Origin of the sequence: Actinomycetospora endophytica (genome assembly GCF_021026375.1) — a bacterium.
Taxonomy (GTDB): Bacteria; Actinomycetota; Actinomycetes; order Mycobacteriales; family Pseudonocardiaceae; genus Actinomycetospora; species Actinomycetospora endophytica.
The window spans coordinates 1667007-1682470 of sequence record NZ_JAJNDB010000001.1 but is presented as its reverse complement, the minus strand read 5'-3'; the positions used below and the strand labels follow the sequence as shown (position 1 = coordinate 1682470).

9 protein-coding genes are annotated in these 15464 nt (G+C 72.8%); 8 read left to right on the top strand and 1 reads right to left on the bottom strand.

The genetic code is table 11. The features are described 5' to 3' along the window. Nucleotides 1-7 precede the first annotated feature (7 nt). The 5 genes from LQ327_RS08130 to LQ327_RS08110 all read left to right on the top strand — a co-directional run bounded on the left by LQ327_RS08130 (nucleotide 8) and on the right by LQ327_RS08110 (nucleotide 6870). Nucleotides 8-577 carry a bacterial proteasome activator family protein gene (locus LQ327_RS08130; RefSeq protein ID WP_230731389.1) on the top strand — a complete coding sequence of 190 codons (570 nt, stop codon included), beginning with the start codon at nucleotides 8-10 and terminating at the stop codon, nucleotides 575-577. Nucleotides 578-676: 99 nt separating this feature from the next. Further along, the gene (wzm, locus tag LQ327_RS08125; protein ID WP_269069694.1) at nucleotides 677-1555 is read left to right on the top strand and encodes a galactan export ABC transporter permease subunit Wzm/RfbD; all 879 of its coding nucleotides are present in this window, start codon (nucleotides 677-679) and stop codon (nucleotides 1553-1555) included. A gap of 5 nt (nucleotides 1556-1560) precedes the next feature. Then, complete coding sequence (gene wzt, locus LQ327_RS08120) at nucleotides 1561-2451, top strand: galactan export ABC transporter ATP-binding subunit Wzt/RfbE (protein ID WP_230733174.1); 891 nt, start codon at nucleotides 1561-1563, stop codon at nucleotides 2449-2451. Beyond that, nucleotides 2448-3365 carry a galactofuranosyltransferase GlfT1 gene (glfT1, locus tag LQ327_RS08115; protein ID WP_230731388.1) on the top strand — a complete coding sequence of 306 codons (918 nt, stop codon included), beginning with the start codon at nucleotides 2448-2450 and terminating at the stop codon, nucleotides 3363-3365. Before wzt ends, glfT1 begins: the two co-directional genes overlap by 4 nt. Nucleotides 3366-3441: 76 nt before the next feature. Continuing rightward, nucleotides 3442-6870, top strand: a complete 3429-nt coding sequence (locus LQ327_RS08110; protein WP_230731386.1) for an arabinosyltransferase domain-containing protein — start codon at nucleotides 3442-3444, stop codon at nucleotides 6868-6870. Between the two features lie 281 nt (nucleotides 6871-7151). Here LQ327_RS08110 and LQ327_RS08105 read toward each other — a convergent pair whose 3' ends face one another. Then, nucleotides 7152-7670, bottom strand: a complete 519-nt coding sequence (locus LQ327_RS08105; RefSeq protein ID WP_230731376.1) for a GtrA family protein — start codon at nucleotides 7668-7670, stop codon at nucleotides 7152-7154. A 95-nt stretch (nucleotides 7671-7765) separates the two neighbouring features. On the opposite strand from LQ327_RS08105, the gene LQ327_RS08100 reads away from it, so the two are divergent. The 3 genes from LQ327_RS08100 to dprE1 are packed head-to-tail and all read left to right on the top strand — an operon-like array spanning nucleotide 7766 to nucleotide 15408. Then, a complete protein-coding gene (locus LQ327_RS08100; RefSeq protein WP_230731374.1) occupies nucleotides 7766-10939 on the top strand; it encodes an arabinosyltransferase domain-containing protein in 3174 nt (1057 codons plus the stop codon). A gap of 31 nt (nucleotides 10940-10970) precedes the next feature. Continuing rightward, nucleotides 10971-13979 carry an arabinosyltransferase domain-containing protein gene (locus LQ327_RS08095; protein WP_230731365.1) on the top strand — a complete coding sequence of 1003 codons (3009 nt, stop codon included), beginning with the start codon at nucleotides 10971-10973 and terminating at the stop codon, nucleotides 13977-13979. 58 nt (nucleotides 13980-14037) lie between these two features. Then, the gene (gene dprE1 / locus LQ327_RS08090; RefSeq protein WP_230731356.1) at nucleotides 14038-15408 is read left to right on the top strand and encodes a decaprenylphosphoryl-beta-D-ribose oxidase; all 1371 of its coding nucleotides are present in this window, start codon (nucleotides 14038-14040) and stop codon (nucleotides 15406-15408) included. Nucleotides 15409-15464 lie beyond the last annotated feature (56 nt).

The following is a 15464-nucleotide window of genomic DNA, read 5'->3' as shown; positions in this document are numbered from 1 at the left end:
GGGGCCCATGAGCGAGCACCCCGAGGCACCGGCCGGGGACCAGGTCATGATCGTCGGACCGGACGGCACCCCCGTCGGCACCGTCCGCGTCCCCGCCGGCGAGGCGTCCCCGCGCGAGGACGAGGCCGCCGACCAGGAGGATCTCTCCGGCGCGGTCGAGGAACCGGCGAAGGTCATGCGGATCGGCACGATGATCAAGCAGCTCCTGGAGGAGGTCCGCGCCACCGAGCTCGACGACGCGAGCCGGCGTCGTCTCAAGGAGATCCACGCGGCGTCACTGCGTGAGCTCGAGGCCGCGCTCTCGCCCGAGCTGCGCGACGAGCTGGCCCGCATCATCGCCCCCTTCGACGAGGACCGGACCCCGTCCGACGGCGAGCTGCGCATCGCCCAGGCGCAGCTGGTGGGCTGGTTGGAGGGCCTCTTCCACGGCATCCAGACGGCCCTCATGGCTCAGCAGATGGCCGCCCGGATGCAGCTGGAACAGATGCGCCGCGGCCTGCCCGCGGGCTCCGGCAGTACCGCCTCCCAGGCCGGTGGCGAGTCGGGGGGCGGGGGGACGACCGGCCAGTACCTCTGACCGTCCCGAGTACGCTCACCCGCCGTGGCCGTCCCAGCACTCGCGCGACGTGGCGCCGACGAACCGTCGGGGCCTGACGACGCGGCAGCGGCCGCTGACCTGCGCGCCCCCTCCCCGCGCTCGTGGCGGCGGGCCTTCGGGGACATCAAGGCCGCGATCGATCAGCGCGAGCTCTGGGGCCACCTCGGGTGGCAGGACGTCAAGCAGCGCTACCGGCGCTCCACGATCGGTCCGCTGTGGATCACCATCAGCATGGCGGTGACCGCGGCGGCGCTCGGCGGGCTGTACTCCCAGCTGTTCGATCAGCCGATCGGCACGTTCATGCCGTACGTGACCGTCGGCTTCATGATCTGGTACTTCATCAGCGCCTGCGTGCTGGAGGGGACCGAGACCTTCATCGCCAACGAGGGTCTCATCCGCTTCCTGCCGGCGCCGCTGATGATCTACGTGTTCCGCACGGTCTGGCGGCAGGTGCTGTTCTTCGCACATAACCTGGTCGTCTACGTCATCGTGCTGGCGATCTTCTTCCCGGAGCTCACCCGGCCGTACCAGATGGTGCACAACGGGGTCATGCATCCGGGCCTCGGCTGGAGCGCGCTGTTCGCCATCCCGGCCTTCGTGCTCATCGTGATCAACGGGCTGTGGGTGACGCTGCTGTTCGGCATCATCGCGACCCGCTTCCGGGACATCCCGCCCGTGGTCTCCAGCTTCATGCAGCTCTTCTTCACGATGACGCCGATCATCTGGACGACGGACCTGCTGAAAGGTGGTCGTGCCGGCAGCCCGCGGTCCATCGTCGACTTCGTGGCGAAGCTGAACCCCTTCTACCACTTCATCGAGATCTTCCGGGCGCCGTTGGTGGGCCAGGTGCAGAGCTGGACGCACTGGGCCGTCTGCGGCGTCATCACCGTGGTCGGCTGGGCCCTGGCCCTGATCGCGCTGCGCAATTACCGCTCCCGCGTCGCCTACTGGGTGTGAGCTCCATGGTCTCGATCGACGTCCAGAACGCCTCCGTCGACTTCCCGATCTTCGATGCGAAGAACCGGTCGCTGAAGAAGTCCGTCCTCGGCCGCGCCGGTGGACACATCACCGACGCCAAGGTCCCGGTGGTCGAGGCCCTGCGCGACGTCTCGCTGTCGCTGCGCCAGGGCGACCGGGTGGGCCTCGTCGGGCACAACGGGGCGGGCAAGTCGACCCTGCTGCGCCTGCTCGCCGGCATCTACGAGCCGACGCGGGGCCGCGCGAAGATCGAGGGGCGCGTCGCCCCGGTCTTCGACCTCGCCGTCGGGATGGACCCCGAGATCTCCGGGCTCGAGAACATCCTCATCCGCGGGCTCTTCCTGGGCATGACCCGCAAGCAGATGGAGAGCCGCGTCGACGAGATCGCGGACTTCACCGAGCTCGGCGACTACCTGACGATGCCGCTGCGCACCTACTCCACCGGTATGCGGGTGCGGCTCGCGCTCGGCGTCGTGACCTCCATCGACCCCGAGATCCTCATCCTCGACGAGGGCATCGGCGCGGTCGACGCGGCCTTCCTCGAGAAGGCCCGCGACCGGCTGCGCGACCTCGTCAGCCGCTCCGGGATGCTCGTGTTCGCGTCGCATTCCGACGAGTTCCTCGTCGAGCTGTGCGACACCGCGATCTGGATGGACACCGGCGAGATCAAGGAGCAGGGGTCGCTCCGGGAGGTCGTGAGCGCCTACAAGGGCCGGGACCTGTTCGACTCGCTGAGCCCCGAGACGATGCGCCGCCTGGACCTGGATCCGGGTGCGAGCAGCCCCGTCACGTCGAACGGCTCGACCACCGCGCCCGCCGCGACCGACGCGGATGCCGCCGCGAAGACCGAGGACGAGACCGTGGGCCTCCCGTGACGCCCCCCGACACCGAGGGCGTCTGGGCGGTCGTCGTCACCCGCCACCGCGCCGACCTGCTCGCCGACGGGCTCGCCGTCCTGGCCAAGCAGACCCGCCGTCCGGACCACCTCGTCGTCGTCGACAACGGGCCGGACGCGGCGACCCGGGAGGTCGTCGAATCGTGCGGTCTCCCGTCGACCTACCTGCCGTCGCGGCACAACCTGGGGGGCGCCGGCGGCTACGCCCTCGGCATGCTCACCGCGCTCGCCCAGGGCGCGGACTGGCTCTGGATGGCCGACGACGACGGGCGCCCCGCCGACGAGCACGTGCTCGCCACGCTGCTCGACGTGGCACGGCGCCGCGACCTCGCCGAGGTCTCGCCGGTGATCACCAACGCGGCCGACCCGGAGCGGCTCGCGTTCCCGCTGCGCCGGGGGCTGACCTGGGTCCGGCGACGCGCCGACCTGGACGGCTACTCCGCCGGGGACGACGGCGAGCTGATGCCCGGCATCGCGCACCTGTTCAACGGCGCCCTGTTCCGTGCCTCGACGCTCGACGTGGTCGGGGTCCCGGACCTCCGGCTCTTCGTGCGCGGTGACGAGACGGAACTGCACCGGCGTCTCATGCGCTCGGGGCTTCCCTACGGCACGTGCCTCACCACGGCCTACGTCCACCCCGACGGTTCCGACGAGTTCAAACCGATGCTCGGCGGCCGCCTGCACGCCCAGGACCCCGGCGACGCGACGAAGCGGTACTTCACCTACCGCAACCGGGGCTACCTGCTCGCCCAGCCCGGGTTGCGCAAGCTCGGCGCCATCGAGCACCTGCGCTTCGGCTGGTACTTCCTCGTCGAGCGCCGCGACCCCGCGGCGCTGCGCGAGTGGCTGCGCCTGGTCCGCATGGGCCGGCGCGAGAGGTTCCGGCGCCCGTGAATCGGGCGCAGCTCCCCGACAGGATCTCCCCGGCCAGGACTTCGGAGGTCGACCACCACATGCCAGGACGCACCACGTGCTGACGTCAGGCAGCTCCGCGACGAACACGGCGACGGCCGACCCCGGCACCGAGGCCCCGCCCGTGGAGGGCCCGCCGGGACCGGACGGGCCGGACGCCGGCCCCCCGCAGGACCGGACGCTGCGGCGCACCCGCTGGCTCGCGATCGTGCTCGGCGGTCTGGGCACGCTGCTCGCGCTGGTCTTCCCGTTCCTGCCGGTCGTCCAGGACACCGCGACGATCCACTGGCCGAGCCCGACGACGGGGACCCGCTCGGTCGACTCCCCGCTGGTCGCGTTCCGCCCGCAGACGATGTCGGCGTCGATCCCGTGCGCGGCGGTGCGCAGCCTCGACGGCCGGTCGGCCCAGCGCGCGACGGTGCTGTCGACGACGCCGCCGTTGTCCCCGAACGGCTCCCAGGTCGGGCTGCAGCTCTACGTCGACAACGGCCAGCTCACGCTGACCGACCGCGGCCAGCAGGCCGCTCAGGAACCGGTACCCGGCGGCGCCTGCAACGTCACCATCAGCTCCGACTACACGCAGACGACGATCAACCTCGGCTCGGGCGCCGACGTGGTGCTGGGCGGGGACTTCCGCCCGCAGGTGGTCGGCATCTACTCCGACCTCGACAACACGAAGGACCCGACGGCCGGGACGAACGTCTCGGTCACCCCGGACACCCGGTTCCAGACGACGGCGACCATCCTCAAGACCGCCGCCGGCGTGCTCGCCGTGCTGTGCTTCCTGGGGGCGGTGTGGGCGTTGCACGCCCTCGACAACCGCGCGGGACGCCGCGCGCCGAGACTGGCTCCAAGGCGGTGGTGGCGGCCGACCGCGCGCGACGCCATCGTCGTCGCCGGGCTCGCGGTCTGGGCGGTGATCGGCTCCCAGACCTCCGACGACGGGTACATCCTCGGGATCGCCCGGGCACGCGAGAGTGCCGGGTACATCGGTAACTACTACCGATGGTTCAACGTCCCCGAGGCGCCGTTCGGCTGGTTCTACGAGCTCTACTCGGTCTGGGTGCAGGTCAGCGACAACGTCCTGTGGATGCGCCTGCCCTCGGTGTTCATGGGCATCGTGTCCTGGCTGCTGATCTCCCGCGAGATGCTGCCCCGCCTGGGCCAGCAGGTCCGGGCGTCCAAGGCCGCGGGCTGGGCCGCCGCGGGCGTGTTCCTGATGTTCTGGCTGCCGTACAACAACGGGCTGCGCCCCGAACCGGTGGCCGTCATCTCGGCGCTGCTCGCGTTCTGCGCGGTCGAACGGGCGGTCGCCACCCGCCGGCTCGCCCCGGTGGCCCTGGGTCTCGTCGCGGCGGCGTTCGCGCTGGCCGCGACACCGACCGGCCTCATGGCGGTCGCGCCGTTCCTCGCGGCCGCCCGCCCGCTCTTCCGGCTGGTCCAGGAGCGGGTCCGTCAGCAGGGATGGCTGGCGGTCCTCGCCCCGGTGCTCGCGTCCGGGCTGGTCGTCCTCGTCGCGATCTTCGCCGACCAGACGTTCGCCGCCGTCATGGAGGCCAACCGGGTCCGCTTCCTGATCGGGCCGAACTACACCTGGTACCAGGAGGTCGTCCGGTACGAGTCGCTGTTCTCGGTCTCCGCGGACGGCTCGCTCGAACGCCGGGCCCCGGTACTGCTGATCATGCTCGGGTTGACGGTGTGCCTCGTCGTGCTGCTGCGGCGGGACCGCATCCGCGGCGCGGCGCTCGGCCCGTCACAGCGGCTGATCGGCACCACGCTGCTCGGCTTCCTCGTCCTCGCGCTCACCCCCACGAAGTGGACGCACCACTTCGGCGCGTTCGCCGCGCTCGGCTCCGGCATCGCCGCGCTGACCGCGCTCGCCACGTCGTCGGACGTGCTGCGCTCCCGGCGCAACCGGTCCCTGTTCCTGGCCGCGGTGTTCGCCACCCTCGCGCTGGCGTTCACCGGCCCGAACACCTGGTGGTACACGAACAACTGGGGCGTGCCCTGGAACGACAAGTCACCGTCGTACCACCACCACCAGGCCTCGACGCTGCTGCTCGCCGTCGCGGCGGTCTGCCTGATCGTCGCGGCCATCGAGCACATCCGCGGCATCCCGGAGGAACGCCCGCCGTCGTCCGGGGCGTGGGTCCCGTCCGGGAAGCTCGGCCGGATCGTCACGCCCGTGATGACGCGGGCCAAGCGGGTGCGCGGCTCGCGCTCGGGCAGTGCCGTCGAGCGTCGAGCCCGCGCCCTGCGACTCGGCTCCGCGCCGATCGCCGTGGTCTGCGGACTGCTCGTGCTCTTCGAGATGGCGTCGATGGCCAAGGGCATCGACAAGGAGTGGGACAGCTTCTCGCTCGGCGGTGACGTGCTGCGCCACCCGTTCTCGACGTCGTGCGGACTGGCCGACCAGGTCCGCGTCGAAGGCAGCCCCGCGGCCGGGATCCTGCCGCCCGCGCCGCCGTTCAACGGCGTCGCGCCCTCCGCCAAGGGGGTGCTGCCGACGATCGCGCCGCAGACCCCGGTGGCGCCGGGCCAGGTCCCGACGACGCTGGCGCCGGACACCGTGCAGGCGTCGAGCCCGCTCGCCCAGCTCGTCGACCCGAACCCGCTGAACGAGGGCTTCCACGCCCAGGACGGCACCCCGCCGGTCGGCGGTGGCACCGGGCTCTCCGGGTTCGAGTACACGCTGCGCAACGACCTCGCGGGCCAGACCCTCGGCACGTTCGACAAGGCCGGCCTGGGCACCGGGGTCCTGCGCACCGGGTGGCAGTCGGTGGACGACTCGCTGCGCACCGGGCAGACGCCGCTGGTCATCAGCGTCGCCGGGCGACTCAACGGCGGGAACAGCCTCTACCTGCAGTACGCCAAGCACCTGCCCGACGGCCGCATCCAGATCACCGGCCAGGACCCGATCGACGACGGCGCGGGCGGCGAGCCGCCGTGGCGCGAGATCAAGGTCAACCTGGCGAACGGGAAGGGCGCGCAGGCCGACCAGATCCGGCTCGTGGCCCAGGACCGCTCGCTGGGTGTCGACGGCTGGATGGCGGTCGCGCCGATGCGCGGGCCGAAGCTGGTGCCGTTCACGCAGGCCGTCGGGCAGCAGCCGGGCTACCTGGAGTGGCCGGTGCAGTTCGCGTCGCCGTGCCTGAAGCCGTTCGACGTGCGCGACGGCATCGCCCAGGTGCCGACCTACCGCCTCATCGCCGACGCCTCGCAGTTCCGGATCGGCGGCGAGACGTGGTCGCAGCCGTCCGCGGGCGGACCGATGGGCTGGATCCAGCTGCTCGAGAAGCAGCAGGACGTGCCCTCGTACCTGCAGGGCGAGCCCACGCTGGACTGGGGCCGCATCGAGCGGCTCGAGCCCTACGCCCCGAACACGGTGGCGCCGGACGTGGCGCACGGCCAGAAGACGGTGTGGGGCCTGCACGGGGACGGCGAGATCGGCGATCCGCCGCCCGGTGTGCCGTCGCCGGAGCGCTGACGACGGCGTTCGGCGGGTTCTTCCGAGCGAGGGGCCCCTTCGGTCGATCTAGTCGACTGAAGGGGCCCTTCGCTCGTTCGCGGGATGGGCTCGCTCGGCGGCGGGGGCCTCGCGCGCCTGCTCCGCTCTGATGATCACGGGCGCACTGCGCACGCCGCGGAGCCGCCGAACGTGCGCGCTGTGCCCCTCGTGCGCCGGGGCTCCGGCGTTCCGGCCAAGGGCGCCCCTCGCCCATCTGTCCGGGCGAAGGGGCCCTCGCTCAGAACGCCGCGGGGGGGGCGTCAGTCCTTGAAGATGACCGTGCGCATGACGATGAAGTTGATCGTCGTGGCGACCGCCTGCGCGACGAACCAGGACACGACGCCCGGGATCGGCGGGGTGCCGACGCTCGGCGCGTCCATCAGCCAGAGCACCAGCGAGGCGACGGCGACGTTCGCCGCGAACGTCGAGCCGTAGAGGATCACGAAGCCGAGGAACTTCCCGCTGCCGCCCGACGAGTCGGCGAAGGTGTAGCGGCGGTTGAGCACGTAGGCCGTCGTCGTGCCGAGGATGAACGAGATGCCCTTCGCCAGTGGCGCCCAGACACCGAGGTGGAGCAGCAACTGGTAGATGCCGAGGTCCACACAGGCGGCCACGGCACCGATGGCGACGAACCGCACCAGCTGCGCCTTGAGCCCGAGCCTCTCGGGCGCCGCCGCGGGGACGGCCGCAGACCCGGCCGGGCTCGCCGACGCCGCGGCGACCGCGTCGGCCGTCTCGATGTCGGAGCCGGACTCCGGCGTGCTCTCCTCGACACTCACGCTCACCGAGGGTACGAGCCCCCGGTACGGCGTCCTCACCGGCCCACGCCGCCCCCCACCGGACCGAGACCTCGGCGTCGCTACCGTTCCTGACCATGGCCGTCGTCGAGGACACCCCCGCGCGCGCCGCGGAGGGTCCCGCGGAACCGGACGAGCCGCGCCGACCGACCCGCTGGCGGGTCCGGTCCGGATGGTTCCTCGCCGCTCTCGCGGCGGTCACGGTGCTGCTGGGCGTCGCGATCCCGTTCGCGCCGGTCTCCGCCGACGACCCCGTCGTGAGCTGGCCGAAGGCGGGCGAGCCGGCCACCACGACGGCCGTCCCGCTCTCTCCGTACCGCCCGCTGTCGATCAGCGTGGACGTCCCGTGCCAGGCCCTCCGCGGCGGTGGCGTGGCGCTGCGCACCGAGCCGGAGTCGGCCGGCACGCCCGGGCGCGGGCTGACGTTCACGAACTCCGGCGGCCGTGTCCTGGTCACCAGCGACGGCGCCACCCTCGTCGACGAGGTGCTGCCGCTCACAGCGTGCACGTACCGCCTGGTGGCCGACGGCACGACGACGACGCTGACCCGCGACGGCCAGACCCTCTTCTCCGGTCAGGGCCAGGCCCCGCAGGTCGCCGAGCTCGATACCGCCGCGCCCGGCACCCCCGGCCTGTCCGCCACGATCCACACCGACGACCGGTACTCGTCGGTCCCGAGCGGGCTGAAGCTGACGCTGCTGATCCTGCACGCGATCGCGCTGGCCGCGACTCTCGTGCTGGCCTGGCGACGATGGTGGGGCGCACCGGGCCGACTCGGGTTCACACGACCACGGCTGGGCGGCGCCGACATCGCCGTGACGCTGACCAGCCTCGCGTGGGTCGTCCTCTCGCCACTGCAGAACGACGACTCGTGGTACCTGCTGATGGCCCGGAACGCGTCGCCCACCGGCTACATCGGCAACCAGATCTACATGTTCGACGCGACGGAGAACCCGTTCGTCGGCAGCCAGTACCTCATGGCGATCTGGGGGAACCTCGGGAACCTGATCGGCGTCACCGGCTGGGGCCTGCTCTGGATGCGGATCCTGCCGCTCCTGCTCGGCCTGTTGACGTGGTTCCTGCTCCGCGCGCTCCTCGCCACCGCCCTCGGCCGGATCGAACGACGACGATGGGTGCCGTGGACGCTGCTGGGCGCCCACCTGGCCTGGTTCCTGCCCTACGGGATGGCGCTGCGCCCCGAGGTCTTCATCGTCCCGCTGTTCGCCGCGGTGCTGCTGCTCTGCGAGGTGGCCCGGCGCCGCGAGGTGATCGGCCCGCTCATCCCCGCGACGGCGATCGCGGCGCTCGCCGTGACGGTCTCGCCGTCGGGCCTCGTCGCGGCCGCACCCGTCGTCGTGACCCTGCCGTGGCTCTACCGCTGGCTGAAGGCGGCGAGCTGGCGCACGCGCCTCGGCGTCGTCGGCGCCGTGGTGGCGGCCGGGACGATCGCGATCCCGATCGGCTTCGGCGACGCCACCCTGGGCGACGTCATGGAGGCCACGAACGTCCACTCCTGGTACTACGTGACGTTCCCCTGGTACGAGGAGTGGGCGCACTACCGGACGCTCATCGAGACCGGGACCTGGGGCAGGCGGCTCCCGGTGCTGCTGACCGTGGTGCTGCTCGTGGTGGTGTCGATCGGCTCCGGGCGCCGCGGGCCCATCGGCGGCCCGATCCGGGCGTACACGCTCTCCACGGCGGTCACGACGGCCGTCGCGCTCGGCCTGCTGGCGCTCGGCCCGACGAAGTGGGTGAACCACTTCGGCGCGATCGCCGCGCCCGGCACCGTCCTGCTGGCCCTCGCGATGCTGCAGACGCCGCTCCCGCGCCGGCCCGGGGCGCTCATCACCGCCGCGAGCGTGGCGCTGCTGACCGGCGCCACCGTGCTCGGGTTCGCCGGGCCGAACACCTGGAAGCCCTACTCGGACCGAGGTCAGCCGTTCGGCAACCACCTCGACCCCGACATGTCGATGCTCGACCTCGAGAAGCTCGCCCCGCACCTCGGGATGCTCTACCTGCGCCAGTTCTGGTGGTGGGTCGGTCTCGCGGTGCTGGCCGGGCTGTTCGCGTGGTGGCGGCACCGGCAGCACCGGTCGACGTTCGGGATCACCCCCGACCGCGCGGTGCTCGTGCCGTCGGTGGTCGTGCTGTCCGGGCTGATGCTCGCCGTGATGGCCTACGCGCCGCTCGTGCAGGCGCCCGGCTGGTCGGTGGCCGGTGCGCAGCTGCAGGCGCTGGCCGGGAAGCCGTGCCAGCTCTCGAACTCCGTCGAGGCCATGACCGCGGTGCCGCGGGACCTCGGTGGCCCGTTGACCCCCGAGACCCGCACCGGGGACTTCACGCTCACCGCGCCCGGCAACGGCACCGCCGACCCCGACCCGGTCCCGGCGCCCGGGCCCGCCCCGTCGGGCGTGGGCCCGACGATGTGGCACGACGCGGTCACCGACCCCGCCGCCACGGGCAACACCGACCCCGGGACCTCGGGCGGCACCGGCCTCGGCACGATCACCACCGGCTGGTACCCGCTGCCTCCCGCGGTGGCCGGTGACCCCACCCCGGCCACCAACGTCGTCGTACCCGTGGCGGGCAACGACCCGGACAAGCAGCGCGTGGTCCTCGAGTACGGGTACGGCCCGCCGGCCGCGCCGACGCGGACCGTTGCGACCACCGTCAACCCGGCCCCCGGCCTGACCTCGCGGCAGTGGCAGGAGGTGCCGGTGCTCCTGCCCGCCGACCGGCCCAGCTCGGTGCGGATCGTCGCCGAGGACAAGGTCGGTGGCCCCGACACCGCGCTCGCCGTCGCCCCGCCGCACCTCGCGGCGATGCAGTCGGTGCAGACGCTGATCGGGCCGGACTCGTCGTCGACCGTGCCGGTCTTCGCCGACCAGCTCTCCGCGGCCCTGTGGCCGTGCGTGGACCAGGTGGCCGTGCGGCACGGGATCGCTCCGACCCCGCAGGTGCGGCTGTCCGCGGCGGAGAACACGCCGGACTTCATCCTGACCAACCCGACCTACGAGTCGTGGGGCGGCACGCTGGTCCAGTCCGAGCGGACGTGGGCCACGGTGCGCGTGTTCTCCGGGGTCTCCCCCGGCGGACCGCCCACCCTGCAGTGGGGGAACGTCGACCGGATCGTCTACGACCACCCGGTCGACGGCTATGACCTGACCGTGAACCGCGTCGAACGCGGGGGGCTCACGCGGTTCCCGACGCTCGCGTCGGAGTCGTACTCGGGACGTGAATATCTCGGATAGGGCCTTACGACTGACCGCGCTCGTCGCCGGCGTGGTGTCGGTGCTCGCGGCGCTGGCGTTCCCGTTCGCGCCGGTGTCGCGGCCCGACGTGACCTACTCGTGGCCGGCCGCGGGCACGACGTCGCCCGCGCCGGCGGCGATCCCGATGCTGCCGTACCAGCCGGTCACGACGACGGCGTCGGTCAGCTGCGAGGCGGCGCGCGCGGTCGCTCCCGGCACGGTGCTGCTCTCGACGACCGCGCCGAGGCCCGACCCGCTCGCCGAGCAGCTGCAGGGCCTGACGATGACGGCGGGTCCGGCGGCGGGCGCGGTGGCGGTGTCGGTCGGGGGCCACGAGGTCGGGCCGGTGACGCTGCCGGGCGGGGCCTGCTCACTGCGGCTGGACAGTGGGATCGACGCGACGACGGTGACCGTGGACTCGCCCGGTGCGGGGTCGCGGCAGGTCGCACGGCTCGAGGGGGACCAGCGGCCGGCCGTGGCCGGGGCGTTCACCGGGGCGCCCACGTCGGCGGGGGTGTCGCTGTCGGTGGTGGGCGACACCCGCTTCCAGAACTCCGCGGGCGGGCTGAAGATCGCGCTCGGGGCGCTGGCGGTGGCGGCGTTCGCGGTGGCGCTGGGTGCGGTGGTCGTGGGGGCGCGGCGCCGGCGGCGTGTCAGCGATGCGGCGCCGCAGACACTGGACGTCAGCGACTCCACATCCTCGAGCCGCCGGAGCGCCAGGCCCGCCCGGCTCGTCGACGTCGGGGTCGTGCTCGGCCTGCTGCTGTGGCAGGTGATCGGCCCGCTGACCGTCGACGACGGGTACATCGCGGGCATCGTCCGCTCGCTCGGCCAGAACGGGCAGATCGGCACGGTCTTCCGCTGGCTGAACTCGCCCGAGACGCCGTTCGGCTGGTTCTACGAGGTCCTCGCGGTCATCGCCGGCGTCGACCCCGCGCCGTTCTGGCTACGGCTGCCGGCCACGGCGCTCGGGATCACCGGCTGGGTCCTGCTCTCCCGCGCCGTGCTGCCCCGGATGGGACTGCAGTGTCTCCCCCGGCTCGTGCCGTGGCTGGCGGGCACCGTCTACCTGGCCTGGTGGCTGCCCTACGACCTCGGGGTCCGTCCCGAGTCGTGGGTCCTCGTCGGCTCGACCGCCGTCTACGTGCTCACCGAGCGGGCGGTCGAGCGGCGCTCGGTGACACCGCTGGTCGTCGCGCTGCTGGTCGCCGGGATCACGCTCGCCGTCACACCCACCGGCCTCATGGCGTTCGCCCCGCTGCTGGCGGCGGTCGTCCCGCTGGTCCGCCTCGTGCGGGCCGACCCGCTCGGCGTCGTGACCTTCGCCGTCGTCGGGATCGCGGCGCTGGGCCTGACCCTGGTGCTCGTCTACGCCGACCAGACGTGGGCCTCGGTGCTCGACTCGGTCGGCATCCGCACGCTCATCGGCGGCGACCGGCCGTGGACCGACGAGTACGTGCGCTACACCTCGCTGCTGACCGTCGGGGACGCCGACGGCAACCTGGGCCGCCGCGCCCCGGTGCTGCTGCTCGCCCTGGCCTTCGGCGCGCTGGTGTTCGCCCGGATGCCGCGGCCGGCGGCGGCCCACCGACTCGTCGTCACCACCCTGCTCTCGTTCGTGACGCTGGCCTTCACCCCGACGAAGTGGACCCACCACTTCGGCGCGTTCGCGGTGCTCGGCACGGCGACGACGCTGCTGGCGCTCGATGCGTGGCTGCGTGCCCCCGTCGACGCCGAGCGCGCGCCGCGGCGGGCGGCCTGGGCGGTGGCGCTCGCGGCCGGGGCCTCAGGGCTCACGCTAGCCGGCTACAACCAGTGGCACTGGATCTCCAGCTACGCGATCACCTGGTCGACGAACGCCCCCACGCTGCGCGGCATCCGGCTCTCCGACCTCGTGCTGGTCCTCGGCGTCGTGCTCGCGGTGGCGCTCGCGGTCCTCGCGATCCGGCGCACGCTCCGCCGAGAAAGCGGCGATCCTGACGTTCAGCGTCAGCGACGCCGCATCGCTGTCACGGACACCCGGCTGCTCGCGCTCGCCCCGGCGCTGGCCATCACGGTCGTCGCGGTCGTCGTCGCCATCGAGGTGCTGACCTTCGCGCACACCGCCATCCAGCGCCGCGACTCCTACACGCTCGCCTCGGACTCGGTGGCCTCGCTGCAGGGGCGCTCGTGCGGCATCGCGGACCGGCTGCGGGTCGAGCCCGACCCGCTCGCCGGCCTGCTCCCGGCCGACGGACCCGGCCCGGCGCCGACGGCCGCCCCGGACGGGCCCTCGATGGCCGGCGCCACGCTCCCCGCCTGGCGCGGGCCCGGCGTCACGACCGGCTGGTTCGGGCTGCCCGGGCCGAGCGCGCCCACCGGCAAGGACGCGCCGGGACCCGTCGTCGTGACGCTGACGGGGCCGGTGGCGCACGGGGACGTGACCGCCGAGTTCGGCACCCGCGACCCCTCGGGCGCCTTCGTGCCCGGCGCGCAGGTGAAGATCGACGAGAGCGCCACCCAGTACTCGAGCTCGGCCTCGGTCGACGCGCCGCGCTCGCGCGACCTGCGCCTGGACCCGGCCCTGAGCGCCCGCTGGAACGCCGTCCGGCTGGTCAGCTCGGCCCAGACCCCGGTCTTCCAGGGCTTCTCCGCCCCGCGGATCGCGCGGCTGGTCCCCTGGAACCAGGTCCTGCCCCCGGGGACGCCCGCCGCGGTCGACTGGCCGGGGGCGTTCCTCTTCCCGTGCACGCCGTTCACCCCGCTGCGCGACGGGCTCGCGACGCTGCCGGGCTGGCGGGTCTCGACGGACGCCCGCAGCGAGGCCCAGTCGGGCTACATCAGCTACACCGCCTCGCAGGGCGGGCCGTGGACGACGGCGCGCTCGCTGGTCCGCCAGGTCCGCTACCCCGTCTACCTGCCGGGCCTGCCGCTGACCGACATCGCGAGCCTGGAGCGCTGGGTCCCCACGTCGCCGGTGGTGGCGCCGACGGTGACCCGGCACGACGTCGGGCACTCGGGGTTCTCGACGCCGGGTCCGCTCGCGGTCGGCGACAACTAGGCGGCCGGCGGCGTACCTGCGGGCGGTCGACGCGGGGTCGCGCGCTAGCCTCGATCCGATGCCTCGTTCCGTGAAGACCCTGGTCGGCTGGGCGCGGACCGCCCCGAGCCGCGCGACCGTGCTGTCCGGCGACGAGGTGACCTCGGACGAGAGACTCGCCGAGGCGGTCGCCGGCGCGGGCGAACGCGGGATGATCGCCCGGGGCCTCGGCCGCTCCTACGGGGACACCGCGCAGAACGCCGGCGGCCTGGTCGCCGACATGACGTCCCGGCAGCGGGTCCATTCCGTGGACGCCGGGTCCGGGCTGATCGAGCTCGACGCCGGGGTCTCGCTGGACCAGCTGATGCGGATCGCGCTGCCGTTCGGGCTGTGGGTGCCGGTGCTGCCCGGGACCCGCCAGGTCACCATCGGTGGCGCCATCGCGAACGACATCCACGGCAAGAACCACCACAGCGCGGGCAGCTTCGGCGACCACGTGGCATCCATGGACCTGCTCACCGGCACCGGGGAGATCCGACGTCTGGAGCCGGACGGTCCGGAGTCGGAGCTGTTCTGGGCGACGGTCGGCGGCATCGGCCTGACCGGGATCATCCTGCGGGCGACGATCCGCATGACGAAGACCGAGACCGCCTACTTCGTCGTCGACAGCGAGCGCACCGCGAACCTCGACGAGACGATCGAGCGCTTCTCCGACGGCTCGGACGAGGCCTACGACTACTCGTCGGCCTGGTTCGACTCGATCTCCACCGGCCCGAAGCTCGGGCGCGCGGCGCTCGGGCGCGGGTCGCTGGCCCGCCTCGACGAGCTGCCCGAGAAGCTGCGCCGCGACCCGCTGAAGTTCGACGCCCCGCAGCTCGCGACGCTGCCCGACGTCTTCCCGAACGGGCTGGCCAACAAGCTCTCGTTCTCGGCGATCGGCGAGCTGTACTACCGCAAGACCAAGAACGAGCAGGGCCAGATCCAGAACCTGACGGCCTTCTACCACCCGCTGGACCTGTTCGGGGAGTGGAACCGCGCCTACGGCTCGAAGGGCTTCCTGCAGTACCAGTTCATCGTGCCGCTGGCCGCCGAGGCCGAGTTCCGGTCGATCATCGCCGACATCGCCGCGTCGGGGCACGTCTCCTTCCTCAACGTCTTCAAGAAGTTCGGCGAGGGGAACCGGGCGCCGCTCTCGTTCCCGATGCCGGGCTGGAACATCTGCGTCGACTTCCCGATCGTCGACGGGCTCGGCGAGTTCTGCCGGGGTCTCGACGAGCGCGTGCTCACCATGGGCGGCCGGCTCTACACCGCCAAGGACTCCCGCACCGACGCCGCGACGTTCGCGGCGATGTACCCGCGCATCGACGAGTGGCGCAAGGTCCGCGACGCGGTCGACCCGGAGGGCGTGTTCGCCTCCGACATGTCGCGCCGCCTCGCGCTGACGTCCTGACCTGCGGATTTGTACCTGACACCGAACGACAGCTGACATCAGCCACAATATGACAT